At 39.6% G+C, this 22636-nt stretch carries 24 protein-coding genes, 1 pseudogene and 1 other annotated feature; of the genes and pseudogenes, 6 read left to right on the top strand and 19 right to left on the bottom strand.

Annotation, left to right across the window (positions count from 1 at the left end; translation table 11 throughout):
* Positions 1-321 precede the first annotated feature (321 nt).
* Both ACTQ54_RS11715 and manA read right to left on the bottom strand, forming a co-directional pair.
* Positions 322-930, bottom strand: coding sequence for a class I SAM-dependent methyltransferase (locus tag ACTQ54_RS11715; RefSeq protein ID WP_441757097.1), 609 nt, complete (start codon positions 928-930; stop codon positions 322-324).
* A complete protein-coding gene (gene manA / locus ACTQ54_RS11710) occupies positions 930-1907 on the bottom strand; it encodes a mannose-6-phosphate isomerase, class I (protein ID WP_441757104.1) in 978 nt (325 codons plus the stop codon). The genes ACTQ54_RS11715 and manA overlap by 1 nt, the downstream gene beginning before the upstream one ends.
* 97 nt (positions 1908-2004) lie before the next feature.
* On the opposite strand from manA, the gene ACTQ54_RS11705 reads away from it, so the two are divergent.
* On the top strand, positions 2005-2868 hold the full coding sequence (locus tag ACTQ54_RS11705) for a Cof-type HAD-IIB family hydrolase (RefSeq protein ID WP_441757095.1): 864 nt from the start codon (positions 2005-2007) through the stop codon (positions 2866-2868).
* A gap of 433 nt (positions 2869-3301) precedes the next feature.
* On the opposite strand, the gene rplL is transcribed toward ACTQ54_RS11705, so the two are convergent.
* From rplL to ACTQ54_RS11660, 9 genes are all read right to left on the bottom strand, one after another.
* Positions 3302-3670 (bottom strand): 50S ribosomal protein L7/L12, encoded by a 369-nt coding sequence (rplL, locus tag ACTQ54_RS11700; RefSeq protein WP_441757093.1) that lies wholly within the window; start codon positions 3668-3670, stop codon positions 3302-3304.
* Positions 3671-3721: 51 nt separating this feature from the next.
* A complete protein-coding gene (gene rplJ / locus ACTQ54_RS11695; protein WP_441757091.1) occupies positions 3722-4231 on the bottom strand; it encodes a 50S ribosomal protein L10 in 510 nt (169 codons plus the stop codon).
* A gap of 34 nt (positions 4232-4265) precedes the next feature.
* Positions 4266-4396, bottom strand: a sequence feature (ribosomal protein L10 leader region).
* A gap of 42 nt (positions 4397-4438) precedes the next feature.
* On the bottom strand, positions 4439-5128 hold the full coding sequence (gene rplA / locus ACTQ54_RS11690; protein ID WP_441757089.1) for a 50S ribosomal protein L1: 690 nt from the start codon (positions 5126-5128) through the stop codon (positions 4439-4441).
* A gap of 83 nt (positions 5129-5211) precedes the next feature.
* Entirely contained in the window at positions 5212-5637 is a 426-nt protein-coding gene (rplK, locus tag ACTQ54_RS11685; RefSeq protein WP_441757087.1) for a 50S ribosomal protein L11, read from the bottom strand.
* 164 nt (positions 5638-5801) lie between these two features.
* Positions 5802-6203 carry an HIRAN domain-containing protein gene (locus ACTQ54_RS11680; protein ID WP_441757085.1) on the bottom strand — a complete coding sequence of 134 codons (402 nt, stop codon included), beginning with the start codon at positions 6201-6203 and terminating at the stop codon, positions 5802-5804.
* Positions 6196-7017, bottom strand: a complete 822-nt coding sequence (locus ACTQ54_RS11675) for a J domain-containing protein (protein ID WP_441757083.1) — start codon at positions 7015-7017, stop codon at positions 6196-6198. Before ACTQ54_RS11675 ends, ACTQ54_RS11680 begins: the two co-directional genes overlap by 8 nt.
* Positions 7018-7045: 28 nt before the next feature.
* On the bottom strand, positions 7046-8926 hold the full coding sequence (locus ACTQ54_RS11670; RefSeq protein ID WP_441757081.1) for a fructose-1,6-bisphosphatase: 1881 nt from the start codon (positions 8924-8926) through the stop codon (positions 7046-7048).
* Between the two features lie 129 nt (positions 8927-9055).
* Positions 9056-10528 carry a sulfatase family protein gene (locus tag ACTQ54_RS11665; protein ID WP_441757079.1) on the bottom strand — a complete coding sequence of 491 codons (1473 nt, stop codon included), beginning with the start codon at positions 10526-10528 and terminating at the stop codon, positions 9056-9058.
* Between the two features lie 89 nt (positions 10529-10617).
* Positions 10618-11361, bottom strand: a complete 744-nt coding sequence (locus tag ACTQ54_RS11660; protein WP_441757077.1) for an alpha/beta hydrolase — start codon at positions 11359-11361, stop codon at positions 10618-10620.
* A gap of 174 nt (positions 11362-11535) precedes the next feature.
* Between ACTQ54_RS11660 and ACTQ54_RS11655 the strand changes: the two genes are divergently transcribed.
* From ACTQ54_RS11655 to ACTQ54_RS11645, 3 genes are read left to right on the top strand one after another with little or no spacing between them, the layout of a single operon-like run.
* The gene (locus tag ACTQ54_RS11655) at positions 11536-11853 is read left to right on the top strand and encodes a hypothetical protein (protein WP_441757075.1); all 318 of its coding nucleotides are present in this window, start codon (positions 11536-11538) and stop codon (positions 11851-11853) included.
* An 8-nt stretch (positions 11854-11861) separates the two neighbouring features.
* Positions 11862-12824, top strand: a complete 963-nt coding sequence (locus tag ACTQ54_RS11650) for an ABC transporter ATP-binding protein (protein ID WP_441757073.1) — start codon at positions 11862-11864, stop codon at positions 12822-12824.
* An 11-nt stretch (positions 12825-12835) separates the two neighbouring features.
* Entirely contained in the window at positions 12836-13585 is a 750-nt protein-coding gene (locus tag ACTQ54_RS11645; protein ID WP_441757072.1) for a hypothetical protein, read from the top strand.
* A gap of 61 nt (positions 13586-13646) precedes the next feature.
* Here ACTQ54_RS11645 and ACTQ54_RS11640 read toward each other — a convergent pair whose 3' ends face one another.
* From ACTQ54_RS11640 to rpmG, 7 genes are all read right to left on the bottom strand, one after another.
* A complete protein-coding gene (locus tag ACTQ54_RS11640; RefSeq protein ID WP_441757070.1) occupies positions 13647-14750 on the bottom strand; it encodes a Gfo/Idh/MocA family protein in 1104 nt (367 codons plus the stop codon).
* A 45-nt stretch (positions 14751-14795) separates the two neighbouring features.
* Positions 14796-15575: a M15 family metallopeptidase gene (locus tag ACTQ54_RS11635; RefSeq protein WP_441757068.1), complete on the bottom strand. Its 780-nt coding sequence runs from the start codon at positions 15573-15575 to the stop codon at positions 14796-14798.
* A 72-nt stretch (positions 15576-15647) separates the two neighbouring features.
* Entirely contained in the window at positions 15648-17537 is a 1890-nt protein-coding gene (locus ACTQ54_RS11630; protein ID WP_441757066.1) for an alpha-amylase family glycosyl hydrolase, read from the bottom strand.
* A gap of 259 nt (positions 17538-17796) precedes the next feature.
* Entirely contained in the window at positions 17797-18588 is a 792-nt protein-coding gene (locus ACTQ54_RS11625) for a hypothetical protein (RefSeq protein WP_441757065.1), read from the bottom strand.
* A gap of 7 nt (positions 18589-18595) precedes the next feature.
* Positions 18596-19138: a transcription termination/antitermination protein NusG gene (gene nusG / locus ACTQ54_RS11620; protein WP_441757063.1), complete on the bottom strand. Its 543-nt coding sequence runs from the start codon at positions 19136-19138 to the stop codon at positions 18596-18598.
* Positions 19139-19265: 127 nt separating this feature from the next.
* A complete protein-coding gene (gene secE, locus ACTQ54_RS11615) occupies positions 19266-19439 on the bottom strand; it encodes a preprotein translocase subunit SecE (protein WP_441757061.1) in 174 nt (57 codons plus the stop codon).
* Between the two features lie 12 nt (positions 19440-19451).
* Complete coding sequence (rpmG, locus tag ACTQ54_RS11610; RefSeq protein WP_441757059.1) at positions 19452-19604, bottom strand: 50S ribosomal protein L33; 153 nt, start codon at positions 19602-19604, stop codon at positions 19452-19454.
* A 299-nt stretch (positions 19605-19903) separates the two neighbouring features.
* On the opposite strand from rpmG, the gene ACTQ54_RS11605 reads away from it, so the two are divergent.
* Positions 19904-20197, top strand: coding sequence for a sulfatase/phosphatase domain-containing protein (locus ACTQ54_RS11605; RefSeq protein ID WP_441757057.1), 294 nt, complete (start codon positions 19904-19906; stop codon positions 20195-20197).
* 28 nt (positions 20198-20225) lie between these two features.
* A pseudogene (locus ACTQ54_RS11600) lies at positions 20226-21077 on the top strand (formylglycine-generating enzyme family protein).
* A gap of 546 nt (positions 21078-21623) precedes the next feature.
* Here ACTQ54_RS11600 and ACTQ54_RS11595 read toward each other — a convergent pair.
* Positions 21624-22636, bottom strand: a 1013-nt coding sequence (locus ACTQ54_RS11595) for an IS30 family transposase (protein WP_441757055.1), incomplete at its 5' end; no start/stop codon positions are given.

Here is a 22636-nt window from a genome sequence, read left to right as displayed (position 1 = left end):
AAATGTATAAGTTTTTATTAAGAATCCACTTTTACTATGTTTTTGGGCAATAAAAAAGACAAAAGATTGAGACCTTTTTCGCTTCCTCAACACTTTTGTTCTATTTAGCGGATGGACTCGGACAATATTTCAAGTCCCACCTATATTCACGACATAACTCTTGTAACTAAGAATTCTACTAAATTAGACTCGCTTTGTCAAGCTTTCTTTATCAAAAATTCGCACAACAAAAATCCGACTAATTAATTGATAGCAAAGTCGTCGTTTTTTCTTACGGCATCTTTAGCTAGTGTTAAACAGTCGGATTAAATGAAACATTATTTATTTTTGGCTCTTTAAGATCCAATAGCCTTTGTCTTGTTTTAGTTTCTCAACATTCCCAAAAACAGTCTCCATATAGCTTTGCATCGAAGGAGCACCTTGTTTCTTTTGAATGACTAGCCAAAGTTCCCCTTCAGTTTTTAGCGCCTTGAAGGCTTGGTCAACAAAATGACGGATCACTGCTTTTCCCGCTCTGATTGGGGGATTGGTTAAAACAAAATCTGCTGCTTCATTATCAACCGAAACTGTCATAATGTCAGCTAAAACAAATTCAGCTTGAACCTGATTTAATGTTGCATTTTTAAGGGCTAAGGCATACGCACGTTCATTCACTTCAAATCCTTTTAATGAATGCTTGTCGTAGGCTTTTGCTAACGGAATCAACATGGCTCCATAGCCACTTCCAAATTCTAAAATTCCTTGTCCTTCTTTTACTTGTGCGAGGTCAATAAAACTTTCGACTAAAAACTTCGAACCGTAGTCCACTCTGTTTTTAGAAAAGACACCCTCTGATGTAATAAACTTTAGGGGATAACCCGCTACTTCTACGGTAAATTCATTTTGCCGATCTTCGCTTGTAGGAATCCGTGTAAAATATTGTTCGCCCATTAAACCAATTCTTTCTTAGATGCGACCGTTTCAGGATTAGAAACAATAATTTCCAAATCTCCTCTTAAAGTCACGGATTGAATGTCTGATGGTAAAATGAAAGAATCTGCGAGATGTAAAGGATAAACTTTACCATCTATTTCCATTTCACCTTCACCGGTAATGACAGTTGCTAAGTAATATTCCTTTGGCAGGTCAACCGTTAGCGATTTTTTTAAATCCCATTTGTAAACACTGAAGTATTCGTTGGTTAAATAATGGACAACTTTACCGCCATCTTGGTCATCTTCAGTGATATTTACTTGAGGGTCTTGATGAGGGAATTGGGTAACATCAAGTGATTGCTGGATGTGTAGGTCACGTTCGTTACCTTGGGCATCGGTACGTCCATAATCGTAAACGCGGTAGGTGGTATCTGAGTTTTGTTGCGTTTCTAAAATGACAATCCCTGCACCAATGGCGTGAATCGTGCCGTGCGGTACATAAAAGAAATCACCGTCTTTAACTGGCACTTCTCTTAGGAGGTCATCCCAGCGGCCTTCTTCGACCATGGCAGAGAATTCTTCTGGCGTTTGGGCATTATGACCATAAATAATTTTTGATCCTGGATCAGCCGAGATGATATACCAGCATTCTGTTTTCCCTAGTTCGCCTTCATGCTCCAAACCGTATTTGTCATCTGGATGAACTTGGACAGATAAGTTTTGATTCGCATCTAAGATTTTTGTTAATAGCGGAAAACGTTCTTCCGTTACGCCTCCAAATAATTCCGGTTGACTTTGGTATAACTCATCCAATCCCATACCGGCGAACTCTGCGGGCGAAATAACTTCGGATACTCCATTTGGATGGGCACTGATAGACCAAGCTTCTCCAATCGTTTGGCTAGGTAAGTCCAATCCAAAATGGGTGTATAATTTGCTACCTCCCCAAATTTTATCTTGTAAAACTGCTTTTAAAAATATTGGTTGCATAATAATCCCTCTCTGTAAGCGTTTAGTTAATTTTATCAATATCTTTCTTTCTATAAAGTATGATACACTAAGTATAACAAATTTTGTTGGAGGTTGAGGAATGATTAAGCTTTTTGTTTCTGATTTAGATGGAACTTTGTTAAATGAACACCATGTAATTAGTGATCGTACAGCAGAAGCGATTAGAGCTCTTCAAGATAGTGGCGTGGAATTTATGGTAGCAACCGGTCGTGAATATTATTCTGCACATCAATTGTTAGCGGCACATAATATCAAATGTCGGATGATCAATCTAAACGGTGCCGTTATTCACGATGACGAAGGAACAGTTTTGCAAACACAACCTATTGAAGCTGAAGACTTCGTTTCAATTTTAACTTATTTAGATGATCCTGATATCAACGCAACCGTTATTGCGGATAAAGGTTTTTATGTGTCAGATTATGAAAATTATGTCAAACGCATGAAACGTTTCTTAAGTAAAGCTGCTGTTGATCATGATAAAGGAAATGAAGATATCACCGAAGCGCAACTTTCTTCAATAGTTCGCGAAATTAAACCTTTAAGCGAAATCAATACAAAGCAACTACCAGTTGTTTATAAAACCATGTTCTTTAGTGATGACTTAGAAAAACTGAAACAAACCCGTAACTCTATTGAAGCTTCACCAACACTCGATGTCACATCATCTAACTTTGATAACTTAGAAATCACCCACATCAAAGCACAAAAAGGCTTAGCTGTTGAAAAATATGTGGCACAACAAGATTACAGCATGGAAGAAGTAGCTGCCATCGGCGACTCACTTAACGACCGTTCCATGATTAAAATGGTTGGCCACAGCTACGCCATGACCAACGGTGTCGATTTCATCAAAGACTCCGCCCGTTACCTAGCCCCATCAAACGAAGAAGATGGCGTTGCCCAAGTAATAGATCAAATCATTGCAAACCAAACCAAATAAATACCACTAATGCGACTGCCATTTTGAACGAATGGCAGTCTTTTTTTATAAGAAATCGAGATGGAGTTGCGTGCGCGGGCATATAATTAAACGGATATGCCAGGGAGAGGCTCGTACCGGCACTTAATTAAACAGATATGCCAGGGAGCAGCTCGCGCAGGCATATAATTAAATGGATATGCCAGGGAGAGGCTCGCGCGGGCATATAATTAAACGAATATGCCAGGGAGAGGCTCGCGCGGGCATATAATTAAACGCATATGCCAGGGAGCTACTCGCGCGGGCATATAATTAAATGGATATGCCGGGGAGAGGCTTGCGCGGGCATATAATTAAACGGATATGCCAAATAGAAACATTCACCCCCGCTAACCCCACAAAAAAACACCCACCCCGAAAGGTGAGTGCTTTGGTGTTAACAAGGTTGAAGTTATTATTTAACTTCAACAACCCCGCCAACTTCTTCAATTTTAGCTTTTAATTCTTCAGCTTCTTCTTTAGAGATGCCTTCTTTAATTGCTTTAGGAGCTTCGTCAACTAAAGCTTTAGCTTCTTTAAGACCTAAACCAGTTGCTTCACGAACAACTTTGATTACTTTAATCTTAGCTGCACCAGCATCTGTTAATTCAACTGTAAATTCAGTTTGTTCTTCAGCTGCTGCTTCTGCTGCTCCACCTGCTACTGCTACTGGAGCTGCTGCCGTTACGCCAAATTCTTCTTCAATTGCTTTTACTAAGTCGTTTAATTCTAAAATTGTTGCTTCTTTAATTTCAGCAATAATATTTTCGATATTTAAAGCCATTATTTTTTCCTCCGTTATATGATGATATATTTATTTGTATAAAGTGATGTTTTAAGCAACATCGTCTGTTTCGTCTTTTTCAGCGACAGCTTTAACTGCGTACGCAACATTGCGGACAGGAGCTTGTAATACAGAAAGTAACATAGATAATAATCCATCGCGATCTGGTAGTTTAGCCAATTCATTCACTTGATCAACTGTTGCTACCTTACCTTCGATCATACCACCTTTAATTGTTAATTCGTCTGCTTTTTCAGCAAATTTAGAAACAATTTTAGCTGGTGCAACCGCGTCTTCCGTACTGAATACAATCGCTGTAGGTCCTACGAATGATTCTAATAGTCCTTCAGCTTCTGCTTCAGCAGCTGCACGACGTAAGATGGTATTTTTAACAACTTTCATTTGTGCGTTGTTATCACGTAATTGTTTTCTTAGGTCAGTTACTTCAGAAACAGTCAGACCTAAGTAGTCAACTACAACAACCGTTGCAGCTGTTCTGATTTCTTCTGCAATTTGTGTTACTTCATCTTGTTTTTTAGCAATTACAACATCTTTTGGCACTTAGTTCACCTCCACCATTTGATTGTTAGAGATTTTTTAAAATAAAAAATCTCTATGTCACCATAGACATAGAGATAGCTTCCAAATAGTAATCATTAGGAACTTCCTCGGTAAGAAATTAAGGCATTTGCCACTTACTGTCTGCGGTCGTTTAAAACATATATATATTAGTTAATAAATCTTGTATTGTCAAGAATTATTTTTTAATTAAATAGTAGCTGTGTCGATTTTGATACCAGGCCCAAGAGTTGAGCTTAGTGCTAAGTTTGTAATATATACACCTTTAGCCGTTGCTGGTTTAACACGCATGATTTGTTCATGTAAAGCTTTGAAGTTTTCAACTAATTGAGCTTCTTCAAAAGATACTTTACCGATTGGCACGTTCACAATACCTGCTTTATCTGCACGGTAAGTTACTTGACCTGCTTTAATATCATTAACAGCTTTAGTTACATCCATTGTAACAGTTCCTGTTTTAGGGTTAGGCATTAAACCTTTTGGTCCTAAGACACGTCCTAGACGACCTACTTGACCCATCATGTCAGGTGTAGCAACCATTACGTCGAATTCTAACCAACCACCGTTGATTTTTTCGATTAATTCTTGTTCACCAACATAATCTGCACCTGCTGCTTCAGCTTCAGCGGCTTTTTCGCCACGAGCGATAACAACCACAGTTTGCGTTTTACCAGTTCCGTGTGGCAATACCATTGCTCCACGAATTTGTTGGTCTGCTTTTTTAACATCAATATTTAAGTTATAAGAAACTTCGATCGTTGCATCAAAGTTTGCGAAGTCGATTTCTTTCGCTAAGGCAACTGCTTCTGTTACATCATAGCGTTTTGTGCGATCAACTTTTTCAAGTGCTGCTTGAAATTTTTTGCTTTTCTTAGCCATTTTTATATTCCTCCTATATTTGTGGTGTTAGCGGATAAACCTCCCACCCCCGATAGAAAACGGGGCGAGAAGCTGCGGTATGCTTAGTCTTGAACGGTAATTCCCATAGAACGAGCAGTACCTTCAATCATACGCATTGCAGCTTCTACATCGGCTGCGTTTAAGTCTTGCATTTTAGTTTCAGCAATTTCTTGTACTTGTGCGCGCGTTACAGTACCAACTTTATTTTTATTTGGTTGACCAGAAGCTTTTTGTAAGTTAGCTGCTTTTTTCAACAAAATTGGTGCTGGCGGTGTTTTAGTAATGAATGTAAATGAACGGTCTTCAAACACATCAATTACAACCGGGATAATCATACCCATTTGATCTTGAGTTCTTGCGTTAAATTCTTTTGTAAATTGCATAATGTTAACCCCTGCTTGACCCAACGCTGGACCAACCGGTGGAGCTGGACTTGCTTGTCCCGCTGGAATTTGCAATTTAACTTGCGTCATTAGTTTTTTAGCCACGAAACATTCCTCCTTAAAATTTTAGTTCGTGATGTGGTACATGGAGCACAAGCTCCTCCCACCCATGTATGCTCATAGACATACCGTAACATTATAACACGTTTCATCAAAAATACAAGCTATTTTTTAAATAAATATCACTGCTAAATAAGCCGACACTACCATCATTCATTCAAATAGATATCAACCCTAATGAACAAATATTCCCCCTGAAATTCTTTTGACTTAATCTTCCCAAACAATAATTTGCCGGCATCCATTAAGCGGGCAAAAATAACATTGTCCTTGCGGGGAATATAGCCTAACTTCACTCCATACTGGTTTTTCACAACAATGGCTTCTTTATCATATGGGTTATCAGGTTCGCGATAAAACTTCAAACGGTCGTCTACATTTAAGCTGGGCTCTAAATCCTTTATCCCCATTACATAACTCGTCCCAGCAATATGTGTGGAAAACAAATAAATATCTCTTTCGAATGGCTTAGGGAGCATTAAGCCATTCTCCCCATACTTAAGAGTGGGAATAACATGCCCAGAACCACCCGATGGCGTCAATTCACTCATGATTCTCACCTACTAGATCATTTGTTTTCTGAACATACCATCGCAAAACCTCTTCTATTTCTTCAATCGTTTCATTAAGATAGACAACATGCTTGTCGAGTTCTGCTGGATCCGAAACAAGCGCCTTTAACGTATAAGGAAATTCTGATTGAATCTTTTTAATCGACTCATTGACCAGTTTTACTTGTTCTTCCAGCCTTTGCTTTTCTTTTTGTAATTTATTCAAAGACCTTTCTGACGGACCAAGCGAAACCCCATCATCTACCATCATTGTAATCATACGCAATCGGTCTAAGTCACCATTTTTATAAGCTTCGACCGCATGTAAAAATAATTCTTGCTTATCGCTTTCGATATCAGGATTCAAATCAGGATGGAGCTTTTTCATTATTTTTCGGTATAAGTCCTTTAGTTCCAACGTTTCTTCAGTCGTCAGTGATTTACCGCTCGCCCGTCTCATCGCAGCATTCAAATCCTTCAACATCTTTTTCATTTGCTGTTGATACTCTTTGAATTCATTATTTAATTGTGAATCAATCGCAGAAAGATCCACTGACATTTGACGATTAATTCTAGCTTGAATCAAGTCTGCTTTTCGCTTAAGTCGTCTAATATCGCAATCAAGTTGATAGATTTTGTAATCCAAATGCCCTGCTGCCAATAAGTATTTCGTTTCGATATTTTTACAAACCACATAAATAAGCTCATCGTGTTCAAGCAACAACAAATTTAAATTGGCCTGTAAGCTTTCAATCGCTGTTTTAAGTTCTGCATATACTGGGAAATGTATGATTGTTTGATCTTTTTCCTCCATCAGTTCGCCTCCTTAACGGCAGAGATATTTATTGGTTGAGGGACCATTTTTCTCTTAATTGGTTCGCTTCTTTTTTCAAGCGCTGGCCGATATCGGTGTCCAGTACTTTGGCGCGCTGGGTGCGCTTAGAGACGATCATTTGCTCAGGGAGAATATCTTTAAAGTTCGCAATGGCATCCGTTTTGGTTGTAAAGGGATGGTGGGCAACAAGATAGGTTTCGTGGGAATTATCGATGAGGGTGTATCCCGCAATCCCGGTTTCTTTTTGATAGGCTTTTGACAAACCACCATCGATCACCAACATTTTTCCATTTGCCTTGATGGGCGTTTCACCTAATAGAGCTTTCACGGGCGTGTGACCGTTAATAATGTAGCCAGAGCCATCCAAATCAAAAGCTTCCAATACTTGACGACAAAAATCTTCATTGTCTCTTAATGAATAATAATCATTTTGTTTTTCATAGTGGGTCTTCTTGTCAGCAATAAAATACCGTTCAAAGGTCTTCATGATGTTTTTACCAAACAAGGAGGACTTCGCACCGCACCAGATATACCAGATTAAATCGGTTTCAAAGTCATCGGTGATATTTGGCTGTTCATGGGCTTTCCTGATAGCTTGGTCATAAAAATCCATTAATTGCCTGCTCGAGTATTTTTTACCTTGAAAGGTCATCTCCATAAATGCACCATCTTCAGAACATGGAATGCAGCCATGGAACAATAAATTATTGTTGTAGGTTTTATACATCGAGCCTTTGTTAACTAAAAAATCAATATGCTTTTTAAAACGGCTAGAGCGTTGCATTTGATACAACAAGTCATGAATAATTAATTCTTCGCCTAAATGCAATTCAGCCGGATTATCAAGATCGACTAATTCAAAACAACCATGGTCAAGAGAATAAGTCACCTCATCAAGAGTAATCTCGGTTTTATCGTCATTTAAATAATGCAGAACCAAACGATCATCCATTTCAAATTCTGGCCGACGCTGAATAATCTGACTTTCTAACTTAAACTGAATAATTGTCATGGCTTGATGCATACAATTCAACGCACAAATGTCTTCTTCAGACATAGCCAAATCCTCGACCCCTTTGGGCATAAAAGCAGGATTGGCTTGATAAAATTGCTTTGAAAACTTACGGAGACGATCTAAATTGATACCGTAACCTTCCTCTAATAGGCGCGTATGCCCATAACGCAAAGTAATGCGCAAGGCCACCGCTAGAGAAGCTAAGGATCCACTGTAGGCACCAATCCAAATAATATCGTGGTTGCCCCATTGGATATCAAGACTGGGTGCTTCCATCAAGGTGTCCATTATCAAGTCAGGATAAGCCCCACGATCATAAATATCCCCTAGTACATGAAGATGATCTACCACAAAACGCTTAATCAAATGAGTCAATTCCGTCGCAAAATTCACCGCTAAATCCAACTCAATAATACTCGCAAAAATCGCATCATAGTAAGCCTGCTTGTTTGTTTCTAGGTCATACTGATACAATAATTCCTCCAAAATATAGGCATAGACCTTCGGCATCGCTTTACGCACTTTAGAACGGGTGTATTTACTTGACGCATTCCGCGTCAAACGCACTAAACGATTCAATAAAATCAACCACTCATCCGAAGAATATTTGCCCTCTTGAATAAATACCTCTGGATAATAAATCATAAAAGCTAGCCGCTCTTGTTCACGGCTGGTCAATTCACCCGTGAAAACATCCGCAATTTTAATTCGAATAATCCCAGAACAATTGCGCATTAAATGATCAAAGGCTTCAAACTCACCATGTAAATCACTAATAAAGTGTTCCGTGGCTTTAGGTAACTGCTGGATGGCTTCAAGGTTGATGACCTCCGCCAAATCATCCAACTGTTGCATATCGTCGCGCCTATTCATAACCGCCCTCCCTTAAGCGTTTTCTTAAAGCCATCATACCATATTTCATAAAATAATTTTATCCTTCTTCAAAATAAATATCCCCTGCTTGGCATTTAAAAGCAAGCAAGGGATTTAAGGCAGAGATATTTATTGGTGTTTAAATTCTTGAGGGTGGCGGCGTTTGAGTTCTTCAACGGCCCAACCGCGACCGGTGTCGCGTAAACGTTCGATGTAGTTTGGCAAGGAACCTTTGGCGTGAAGCGGGCCACCTTCTTGAAGGACCATCCATAAAGGATCGGTATAAGGCGCGTCAAGGGTGGATAACATCTCGTCTTGCCATTTCATTAGGCGGTAAACCGCATCTTGAACGACTTCTGGGTGTTCTTGCGCCACATTGTTTTGTTCGTAGGGGTCCTCTTTAAGGTTAAATAGCATTTCTTCTGGGAATAGGTGATAGCCGTCATGGTAGGTACGCATGTAAAGCCAGTCATCGAAGCGGACCGACCGTTGAACGACATGGGCCATTTGTGATAGGATCAGTTCGTTTCGACCTTGACTCGGTGCATTATTAATAGAATTTAAGAAACTTTCACCGTCCCAATAATCGGGTACATCTAATTTAAAATATTCAGCCAATGTTGGCAATAAATCTAAGGAATAATGCAATCCTGTATTGGTTGAATTTCGTGGCACATTTGGAAACTTCATAATTAAGGGAATATTGGCGGTTCCTTTATCCGCTGTGGCATGTTCCGCATAAATGGAAAGCTCGCCTTGGTTTTCACCATGATCAGCTGTAATAATAATCGCTGTATCCTCGTATAAATTATTATCTTTTAAGTATTGAATGATTTTACCAATATAAAAGTCAGCATAGTGAATACCAATGTCATAGCCATCAATAAAGGTTCGTAAGTCCTCGAAATTAGAAATCTTTCCTAGTGCTCGTGGCAGGCCTTCTTCTTGGTTGGAATGATATTCATATAATTCTTGGCTCGTATGCGGGCCGACTGCTTTCATATGTTTTTCCAACAATTCTTCTGTGTAGAAGTCTTTTAATGGTTCATCTTCAAAAGGATTGCCGTAGCTTTCAGGTGCCCGATAGGGTGTATGGGGATCCCAAAAGTTAACATATAAGAACCAATTGTCTTCAGCACCCTTGCGTTCAAGCCAGTCAAGGACGACTGGAGCAATCTCGTCCGCACGCTCCATACCTTTTTTACCCGTGTTATATATTTCATTAAAACCAGCATAGAAATGCCAAGCGGAATGCCGTTCAGCAAAAGGACTCACCAAAACGGTGTTCATATCGAGTTGGTTTTTCAAAAAGCCAGGGAGACTTAAATTTGCTAACTTATCTTGAAAGCCTCTTTCTGGTCCATCCATGCGAAATTGCGAAGTTGTTCCTCCGTGATTCACAACCCCGTTATGAATCCCAAACCGGCTTGACATAAAAGCAGACCTCGAAGGTAAGCAGGGCGCATCTGAAGTATAATAATTCGTAAACTTCATCCCTTCTTTTGCGATTTGGTCAATATTTGGGGATGTCTGACGGTGGTAGCCATAAGCACTTAAGTGATCAGGTCTCAGCGAGTCAACATCAATTAACAAAATTCTCATTACTAAGGCTCCTTTGACTATAATTTATTTGCTTCAATTATACTATATATATCTACTAGCTTACATGGATAAGTCTTATATTATCCAACTTATTTTCCAACAACTAGATCATTAAATTTCTCCAACACAATCTGTATCGTCATATCCCAATAATCCCAATTATGGTCTCCAGCTTGCTCCACATAATCATAATGCTTAATTTGTTTTTCCGCTAACTTATTAAACCGACGATTATCTTCAATTAAAAAGTCTTCTGTTCCACACATTTGCAGGAAATAACCTTCGTTATACTTTTGATTTTTCACTAAATACATCAAATTGTTTTCACTCTTACTAAACTGACGTTTCGATTGGAAAACGCGTTTGAATTCATCATCCCGCATCACATCACGGCTCCATAAATCCAAAACATCCATCGCACCAGATAAAGAAGCAGCCCCTGCAAAATAGTCTGGGTAATTCAACGCCCATTTAAAAGCCCCATAACCACCCATAGATAAACCAGCAACAAATCGCTTCGCTTTTGGATTCACATTAAACCAATTTTCGACCTTTTCCGTTAATTCTTCCGTTAAATAGGTCCAATATTTTTGCCCCATATACTCATCCGCATAATAAGACAAACGCACCTCAGGCATGACAATTAAAAAATTATATTTTTCTGCATAAGACGTCAAACGCGTGCTATTTAACCAAGCGTTACAATCATCCGACCGCCCATGCAACAAATACATCACCGCTGTCTTTTTATTAATCTTATCTGGACCTAACACATTAATATCAATTCCCTGACCTAAGACTTCCGAACGCAAACTCACACGAAAAACTGGCATACTCTAATCTCCTCATCCATCATACATTTTTAATCAATAGCATGCTGTATGCGCCATCAATTATTGACAAAATTATACCATAAAAGCCTCACAACCCAAGTAAATATCTCTGCTTGGTGAGATTTTATTTGTGCATGTTTGAAAAGGTGGAACTTTTTTGTATGGAGGGGGCTGTTGGGAAAACGGGGGGAACTTAAAAGGTGGGAGGGGTACGCGTTTGGCGAACGCAGGGAACTGAAGTGCCGGGAGGGGTACGCGTTCGACAAACGCAGGGAACTAAAGTGCCGGGAAGGGTACGCGTTTGGCAAACGCAGGGAACTAAAGTGCCGGGAGGGGCACGCGTTTGGCAAACGCAGAGAACTAAATGGCTGGGAGGGGTACGCGTTTGGCAACCAACTGAACTTCCCGTTGACTCCGATTATACTCTTAGCAAGCAGTTATGATAAAATGGGTGTAACAAAAAAGATTCAAACAAAAAATACAGAAATGTGAGGATTGCTATGGCTGAAACAGTACTTGAATTAAATAATGTCAGCAAATACTACCAAAAACAAGCGGCGATCAAAGACATTAACTTAGAAATCCAACAAGGTGAGATCATCGGGATTGCAGGACCAAATGGCGCTGGAAAAACCACCCTGTTAAAAATAATATCCGGGCTCATCCCCAACTACCAAGGGTCGCTTACACTCTATCAATCAAAAAACACTAAGGAACTCCTTACAGCCAGACAGCAATTAGGTGCGCTCATTGAAGGACCTGCCTTTTTCCCCAATTTAACGGCAAAACAAAATTTAAAATATTTTGCCATGCAACGCAATATTACCGAAGAAGGTAGAATTGATGAAGTCCTAGACTTAGTCCACCTAAGCCATACAGCTAATAAGAAATTTAAAAGTTTCTCGTTGGGAATGAAACAACGCTTAGGAATAGCCTTGGCTCTCATCCATAGACCTAAGCTACTCATCCTTGACGAACCGATTAATGGTTTAGATCCTGAAGGGATTATTCAATTAAGGCATTTATTTAAGTCGTTATCTGAAAACAGTCAGACAACCTTGATTATTTCCTCACATATTCTAAGTGAGCTCGAGAATATCGCCACTCGTTTCTTAGTTATCGACCAAGGCCAGATGATTGAACAATTCACGTATTCTGAATTGATGGAACGTAAGAAACCTGTGATTAATATCCAAACCAATGACCTTGACCGCACCATTAGCCTAATCAAGGAACATTTCCCAACCATCAAAATTGGAACTACCAAAAAATCGATCCAACTATTTGATTTCGATGGCATTGAGCCTTATCAAATCAATGAAATGATGGTTAAACAAGGCTTACAAGTCAATGCTTTTTACCATCAAATCTATCCGCTGGAAGAACTCTTTGTGGATATTATTTCTAAAAATCGCGGACAAAATATCTCTGCTGCTAGCCTAGTTGAACCGACAGAAAAGTAAGGAGGATTTATATGCTTAGACTCATACGAAGTGAATTTTATCAACTATTCAAAAGCCGTTCATTTTACATCTTCAGTATCATTACCATCCTGCTTACCTTATTGACGGTGCTGGCTGTCTATTTTGGAAATGTCTATGATGAAGGAACTGAAATCCTGGTGAGAATGTTTCTCACACCGGATATCATTCTTGATCTTTACAGAGGTATTTTAACAGTTGTTGGGCCTTTTATTTGTTATATTGTTGCGATTATTGCCTTTGCGGATGAAATTAAACTACGGACCTTCATTAACTCGATCAGTTACGGAGTTCCTCGCTATAAAATCTACCTCAGTAAATATCTCATGAGTATATTCTTAGGGATTATTGCTGTTAGCCTTTCTTATATAACGTTAATCATCAGCTACAAAATCTTGGTTGGCGGACCAATTCAACCTTTCATTAACTTTAGCATCGATTTTATTGTGATGCGGATTCCACTATGGGCTAGTTATTTGAGTCTTTTCATTTTGTTCCGCTTTATGTTTAGTAGTGGAGCGATTGATATGCTGATTATTATGCTATGGTCGATACTCCCAGCCATTTTAATGTCGATTAACCGCCCGATTGTGCAACAAATTCGACCTTACATGTTGAATGAACTTTCATTGCCTAGTGGCGTACTATGGATGGGAATCGACCAAACTTATTTCTTATGCTTAATTTATGTCGTGGTCTTTTTAAGTTTAGGTATTTTTCTCTTTAGTCGTAAAGAAATTTAATCCATCAAAAAACAGCTCACCGCTTGCTTTCATCAAAAGCAGTTGGTAAGCTGTTTTTCTATTACAGTTCTTTTAAATAGTCAATATATTCAGTTAAATCTAAAACTAGTCCATTTGAACGAACAGATTCAGTCGCTTTAACCCCTACAACGACACTCATCATGCCGTCTGCCAAACTCGCATTAGGTTCCTTGCCGTCCAATACATACTCAACAAAAGCATCACAAATTTGTGGGTCTGCCCCGCCATGCGAGCCTTTGGTCGCTTTCATTTGAATTTCAATATCACTTTGGTCTAATAAATCATCGGTATGACGTGATTTAATATAGATTTTATCATTGATATCGTCATTTTCAATCCGACCTTTTGTCCCAATCACCGTATAATTACGCGAATATTCTGGTGTAAAATGATTTTGTAAGTAAGCAGCTTTCACGCCGTTTTCCAAATCCATAATCAAAACATTATTATCTTCCACATTAATGTCAGCTTCTTCGTTGTGCTCCAAACGGTCGGCTTTAAAATGGTCTTCATTATCATAGAAATCTAAGGATCCAAAAGCTGAAACCCGCTTCGTATAGCTATCAGCTAACATATGGATCACATCGATATCATGTGACGCTTTTTGCAGCAACAAAGAATTCGTATATTCCGAATTACGATGCCAGTCTTGGTAATAATATTTCCCACCAAAACCAACAAAATGACGCACCCAAATAGCTTTAACATCCCCAATAAAACCTTTGTCAATATAGTACTTCATGGTTTTATACATGGACATATAACGCATATTAAAACCTATCATCAGCTTCACATCTGTCTTCTTCCACGCTTCAATGATGGTTTGACAGTCTTCAATATGAATTGCCATCGGTTTTTCTAAATAAATATGTTTGCCCGCATCCAAGGCTGCTAGCACATGCTCAATATGCAGATAATCCGGTGTTAAAATCACTACCGCATCAACATCATCACGTTTTAACAATTCATGATAGTCGGTTGTCACAAAAACATCTGCATCAATTTCTTCTTTAGCCTTGTCTAATTGTTTTTCATCCGTATCAGCTACAGCTGTAATAATGGACCGCCCTTGGGGTTGATGCCAGTAACGCCCAATATAACTTCGCATCCCATAACCAATTAATCCCATTCTCAATTGCTTCATATCTACTATACTCCTTTGATTCGCTTTTGTTTATAGCAGTGATATTTAGTTTAATTTTTCTCGTGTTTGTAATAATAAGACATATTCTTCTAAAACGAGGCCGTGGCGATACATGTATTCAGCATGTTCGTAGCCGACGTAGCGGTAATGCCAAGGTTCAAAATAATAGCCGGTTAAGTGGGTTTTGCCTTCTGGATAGCGTAAAACAAAGCCATAATGGTGCGCATTTTCAGCTAACCAAATTGCAGAATATTGGTATGCATAATCGCTTGTTAAGCCACCCCCGATATTGACCCAGTCATAGCCGAGTATGTCAAAGACTAAACCTGTGCTATGTTCGGAAGCATTAGCTGGTGCATAGTATTGGTCCGTTAAATATTCCGCTTCTTCATACGACCATCCTTCAGCCAAATAAGCATTGACGCGCGATGTACGATTTAGATGCTGTTCGTCGATTGTCCGATAGGCCGACACCACATCAAAATAAATGCCCGCTGCAGCCGCATCATTTATCATTTGATAATATTGACCGCTAATGGAACTATCATAGCGCTCCCCATTATCCGTATAGGCAAAGTCCATCCAAATATCTGAACTAATTGGGTTTAAAGCATTCACCAATATCAAATAAGGATCCGTTGAATGGGCATTTTCTGGTAAATCCTCTAATAAATATTGCAGGTTCGCGCCTGATTGGGTCGCGACAATCAAGTTTAGCGTTGTTGGTTGAATGTAGGCATTGGCTTCGACCTTTGCCGAATTGAGTGGCAAACAGAGCGTGACAATGAAAAAGATGACGCTTAACCTTGTTAAAAGTTTCGACATGATTAATTAATTCCTTTACTCTCATTTAATAATGTAATCATAGCATATTTCCGTTAATAAATAATAAGTTATTTATTCGAAAATAAAACGTCCGTCTTTCACCACCAATAGCGCCGTTCCACCTTCACTACTTGACGGCAAGGTTACTTCCACTGAATAAATATCACCGTTTTCAGATGCGGTGTAGGATTGACCACTGTACTGGTCGACAATGCTAGCATTGTTAGAATCAACTTCTAGCGTGATGGTTTGTGGCTCTTGGGCTAAATTAAAGCCGAGGTAGACGCTCTCGTCTTCCTGCGTCCGCTCCACTAAAACCCACTCCTCCTCGTTAGAGCCTGCCACCATTTGGCGGTCGCCGCGAGCTAAAATGTTGGAATAATCTTTGCGGAACTGAATTAACTTTTTATAATGGTCTAAAACAGGATTGTCTACCGTATTCTCCCAATCCAAGTCGTAGCGGTTGTCATAAACCGGCCAATTATTCGCCCCACTTTGACCAAGTTCTTCCCCATAATAAATAACTGGCTGACCTTTAGCTGTTAACTGCAAGGAGCTAGCGACAAGGTATTTATTTAAATCATCCCCAAGGCTATAAAGGAAGCCATCTTCATCATGACTGCTGAGGAATTGCCCTAGAGTTGCGTTACTTTGAATATTTTGATTACGGATGGTCAAGTCACGTTCGGCATTTTCCATCATGCCGTTCACAAATTGATTGGCGATAGTTTTAAAACCAAAGTCAAGGACACTGTCCATTGTCCCGGAATTGAGATAGCCACCATCACTGCGATGACTAGCCCCCCATGCTTCACCAATCATATGGATATCAGGATTTGCAAGGGCAGCTTGGTTTTTAAACTGTTGTAAGGTCGGCATGTCCACATGTTTAATGGTATCCACCCTAAAACTGGCGATTTTATTGCCGTTAGCTGTGGTAGATTTTTCTATCCACGCTTGTTGCCAATCGACAATTTGTTCACGAACTTCAGGATCTTCGGTAACAAAGTCTGGCAATCCTGACAGAGACATCGACCGGTCATCACGCCCCGGTTCTACACGAATCATATCCGCAAAACGTGCGCGGTCTTCATCTGTTGGGTAGCCTTGTGGTGGATCGGTTAAATCACCATCATTTGGGTGTAAGCCATAGCCTGTGTGGTTTAAGACCACATCCACCATAATTTTGATATCTTTATCAGCAGCTGTATCAATCATTTCGTGAAATTCTTCGAGTGTCCCTAAATGTGGATTCAGTTCCTCAAAATTTAACGCCCAGTAACCATGGTAACCATAAAGACTGCCTTCTACCCCTGCAAAAGAAGAATCATAATGGATATTTTCCACAATCGGCGTAATCCAAATAGTTGTAATACCTAAATCAGCCAAATAATCCATTTTTTCCGTTACCCCTTTAAAGTCTCCACCTTGATAAATCCCACGTGGATTGTCTGCTTCATCATAAGGCAAGTCATATGGATTATTATTGTCAGGATTCCCATCAAAAAAACGATCAGTTAACATAAAATAAATAATTTCTTCATCCCAATCCGTCTGACTTTCTTCTGCTGCGATAACTTCGGCATCAATCGTGAACGAAAAAGAAATATCATCTGCAGTTGTTGCTCGAACAGGAATCTCGTAAGTACCGGCGTCAACATCGGATGGAATGTTAACCGTGAGCTGTAATACTTCTGGCGAAACGGCAACGGATTCTTTTCCACCAATGGAACTCAAGTCCACGTAAATTGATTTCATCGGCAAGATGGCGTCAAAAGTTAAAAGAGTCTGTTTGTTGTGTTGTAGAGGCGCTTCGAAGTCTCCATCTAATATTCTTTCAACTCTTTCTTCTGTTTGAGCATTATCGGCTAATATGGTTGATGTTGGTTGGGATAGCACACCCAATGAGCTTAAGGCTAGAGCTAAAACTAAGCTCTTCTTTAGAAAATATGTCCTCTTCATTTTATCCCTCATTTTCTGTAAACGTTTTTTATATTATAACATGTTTTTATAGAAAAATGCTTGTCAGGAGGGGTTTTTATTAAGTCCTAGAGATGTTGTAAATTATTGAGTTATCGTTGGCAGGAAATAGCTAACTATTTCCGCGACGAGTTGAAAACTTTAGCCTCTCGTCTCTACGAGAACCTAAAGAGTTCCATTTTTGTGCTGTATACACAAAAAAACCCAACCGACAACATACCATCGATTGAGTTTCCTAGAATTATTTATTTTGATTTTGTTGTTGTTTTAGCTGCAAGAAATGCATATAAATTCCCACCGCAATAACCGTCAAAACTACCGCCAGCCAAAAAATCACTTGAGCATAAATACTGCTGGCACCAAGATGTTTAGCCACAACACCAATCAAATACCAAATGGCTGGCGCCATCACGACTTCGTTCCCATATTTGGCAAAGAAATAAGCACTTGCGCCAACAATCGCGATTAACAACACAGCAACAATGGCGACATAGACATAATTGTCTGTTGGCATGCCTTGGCTTAAGGCCAAAATATCAATATTAGCAATCGCACTGACAACGATCCAGCCTGTATGCAAGCCCATTGGGTATTTTAACAGCCAAGGAGACTGGCGCAAACTAGCTGTCAAACTAATCACCTGCATGATGCGGATCATCGTCCGCGCATAATAAGCGACAGCCACTAAGGCAACCAATTGCCAATCATTGCACCAGCTGACCGTCCACAAAATATGAAACAAGAAAGCTTGGAGTAATAAAGGACGGACAAAGCGGTGATAAGCGCGAATTAACGCTACCTCATCGGATTTCACAAATTCCATCAAGACGCTGACGCCGGTTCCAATATAAATGACCCACCAAATCAGAAACGTAGCATTGGTTGGCTGCATGAAACCCCCATGCCTATTAATAATATCAAGTTGCGAATGTGGGAATAAAGCACCCATTGTGGCAGCGATATTTATTAGGAGGGTTGTGAAAAACAGGACGGGGACGCCCCATTTGAAAAGTGTTTCTCTTTCGATGGTCACCACGCCCCTAAACTTGTTCTTTTTCGACTTGATGAAACTCCATTTCAGCCACCGTTTGACGACCAAACATTTCAAGTAAAATTTTCAGTTTTTGATGTTCCTTATCGATTTCCTCAACGATACCTGAAAGATCTGAGAAAGCCCCATCGGTAATTTTTACATAATCGCCAACCTCAACGTCTAAATGCACCACTTGACGTTTTGGTGTGTCACCTAAAATCGCCTCAACTTCTTCCGGCAACAACGGCGACGGCTTACTCCCTGCCCCGTGCGAACCAATAAAGCCCGTCACTCCAGGCGTGTTCCGAACGATAAACCATGCCTCATCGGACATAATCATCTCAATCAGCACATAACCTGGGAAAGTTTTCACCATTTTCTTCTTTTCAACGCCATCGTTCACTTCAGTAACCTCTTCTTCCGGCACTTGCAGGCGGAAAATATTATTTTCCATCCCCATACTTTCCTTACGCAACTCAATGTTTTCCATGACCTTATTCTCATAACCGGAATAAGTATGTAAAACATACCACTCTTTATTTCCTTCCATAATAAATATCTCCTTTTTTAGCTTGGTTAAAATTCAAATTGAAATCAAAATAAAAAACCTACCAACTGTAGGTTTTTTCTGTAGTCATTATAACACGCGCTTTTAAAAAAATATAGCGCTAGCCCGCTTATAGGCTAATTAACCAATTGATAAAGCCTTCTGAAGCAAAGTCAGTTAAAGCAAAGTATAAAGCAAATGCAATGATCATGACAATTGAAATTAACGTAAAGCGGTTCACTTCTTTTAAAGATGGCCAAGTAACATTTTTCATTTCTTTTGCTACATTTTTAATATAATCCATTTTTCTACCTCATTATTTAGTTTCTTTGTGTAACGTATGCTTATTACAGTATCTACAAAACTTTTTGATCTCTAAACGTGAGGATTGTCCCGCTTGCGTCGGGGTCATTTGGTAATTACGTTGCCCACATTCAGTACAAGCTAAAGCTGCTTTCTTTTGAGCCACAACAATCACTCCTTTTCAAATTTACATCATCATCTATCATAAAAATAAACGGCGGGATTGTCAAGTAGAATTCACAACCCTTTTAAATAAATACCATTGCAAAAGCTTTGTTTTTTCTTAAATAACTTGAATGATTAAATTAAGCTACACCACAAAATAATGCGAAAGAATGATTTGATGACGCAACCTAATATACTACTCATCACCAGTGACCATCAACACTGGAATAAGATTGGCGCATTTAATCCCGATATTTCAACTCCTAATCTGGACCGCTTAGTTGAAGAGGGATGAATCAAGTGGATATATGGAATGGTGAAAAAGAAGCTGTCCGTGACCATGTGATTGTCGAAAATCGGACACAACCATCCGCCGTTCATATGCGGTCATACGTTGATGAACGCTATAAAATCACGATTTATTACGGGCAAAGCTATGGTAAAATCTTTGATTTACAAGAAGATCCAAACGAACTTAATAACTTATGGGACGACCCTGACTATGCCAGCTTGAAAACCAATCTACTATTAAAATATGCCTGGGCAGAATTATTGAAAGAACTACTATCCATGCCACGTGTCTACGGCGCCTAAAGGAGTGACTGTTTTGACAGAAAATATAATGATCTCAATTCCAGCCGGCTCTTTTACAATAGGTGACAACTTTAGCGAAGGTTATATTGGCGACCAAGAACAACCAACCGCTGTTATTAACCTTGATAGTTTTGAAATGTCTTCAACTACGGTGACTGTTAGGGAATTTGCGGAATTTGTACAAGTTACCAAATACCAAACCGACGCTGAAAAATATGGCTGGTCCTTTGTCTTCTATTTGTTGTTGCCCGAAGCCGAACGCGACAACTACCGCTATTTACCTGAGACACCCTGGTGGCGGATTGTTGAAGGAGCCAGTTGACAAAATCCTGAAGGACCCAAATCAAACATTAAAGGCCCCCTTGATCACCCCATCACCCATGTATCACGCAATGACGCCATGGCCTACTGCCAATGGGCAGGCAAGCGACTCCCACCCCGAAGCCGAATGCGAGTATGCTGCCCGCGGAGGACTCGAAGGCAACGCTATCCATGGGGCGACGACTTACTAGTAGATAACCAACACCAATGCAATATTTGGCAAGGCCAATTCCCTCAAATAAATACCGCTGAAGACGGCTATTTAGGAACAGCCCCTGCCAAAAGTTTTAACCCAAACGGATATGGCTTATACCAAATGGCCGGCAATGTCTGGGAATGGTGCTTAAACCCAGGGAATATCCCCATTACAGCCTTTCAAACCCAAACATCAGATGATTTCTTGAAAGAATACAGCGAGCCTTCAGACAATCCTTTTGCCACTAAAGGCGGCTCATTCCTTTGCCACGATTCCTATTGCAATCGCTACAGAGTGGCAGCCAGAAACCAAACGTCTGCTGCCAGCTCGACCAGCAATTTAGGGTTTAGGTGTGTGAGGTAGGTAGTAGAGATAATAATAAACCGAATCCCTTTTATTGCTTGTTAGTGAATAACAGCGGCAGAGGGGATTCGGTTTTTCTGATGAGGTATTTAAAATTAGCACAATTACGATTAGCACAATTACGATTAGCATGATTACAATTTTTATTCAATGAATAATAATCAGCCATACATGACTTTGTCACAATGGCTGGATGCTAAAAAATAATTTATTTTTAAAACCCTACTGCTCCAACAACTCCACCAACTTCCTACGTAAACGATCAAAGGTATTTTGAACTTGATCCATTCGGATGTTAGTCATTAGAGAGATATCCTCGTTAGAATAATTTTCTAAAAAAAGATATAAAATTGTTCTTGGAAATTTCAAGTTGAAGTTAGCCACTTATCATAAACAATGTGTTACGTACTAACTTACTGTATTGGTCTATCTAGTCAGTGCTTGACAATGAGCTGAGGCATGATAGGGTCATTCCAAGGCTGGCCTCAGCCAGCTTCCCAGACTTTCAGTCATGCCGAAGGAGGCTCGTTGTCAAGCACTGACGAGTCATTCCTCTTGTCTTGCTTTTTTGAACGCTTTAGTAAAGACTTCATGAGGTGTTTGATAACCTAATATTTTCCTAGGATAATCATTCATCCATTGTTGAATTCTCAAACAATCGCTTTGAGTTAAGTCACTCATAGAGTTACCTTTTGGAATGAAACAACGAATGAATTTATGTTGATTCTCACTCGTTCCTCTCTCCCAAGAGGCATAGGGATGCGTAAAGTAGACATCTAATGCCTCAGATAACCCTTCGTGGAGTCCTGAAAATTCTGAACCGTTATCTGATGTGATACTCTTAAAGATAGACTCAAACTGATCACCTGATCGTTCTTTCAAATTCGTCACTGCTTTATCGACTGATTCAGCATCTTTTCCGTCAATTTTTAGAATGACTTCAAAGCGTGTTTGTCTTTCAACAAGCGTGAGTAATACCGGCTCGGATTTTTTCTTATTCCCTATAACGGTGTCGATTTCCCAATGACCAAATGTTTCTCGAGTATCAATTGATTGAGGACGTTCTTCAATGGAAGTTCCAAGCACTCGCTTATTACGACGAACTTTTTGACTAGGGTTCTTTATCTTACGAGAAAGTTTCTCTAATAAGTCGATATTTTTAGTCCGCATAATACCACAATCAATCCAGTGGTATAAAGTAGTGGTACAAGGAATTAGTTCGTTTGCGAATAAGTTATAACGATTCGCAAAACCAACAACTGTATCGGGAGACCATCCATCTTCTAACATCTTTTGATCAGCCCAATCAATAAAGTCAGTGGAATCAACCCATTTAGGACGTCTACCTGAATTTTTACGTAAGTCTTCATAGCGTGATTGAGCAAGTTTTGGGTCGTAAACTTGGTAGGTGTAAGTATAAACTTTACCCCCTTGTTTTTGCCGACGGCTTTGACGAATTGTCCCACGTTTTATTTCATTGTTGATTGTTTGTGGGGCACGTTCAATGGATTTAGCAATGTGACGATTTGAATAGTTTTCATGTACCAAAATTGAAATTT

This window comes from Fundicoccus sp. Sow4_H7 (assembly GCF_052115865.1).
Lineage (GTDB): Bacteria > Bacillota > Bacilli > Lactobacillales > Aerococcaceae > Fundicoccus_A.
Note: the sequence above shows the minus strand (reverse complement) of the source record. Positions and strands in the feature narration are given on the sequence as shown.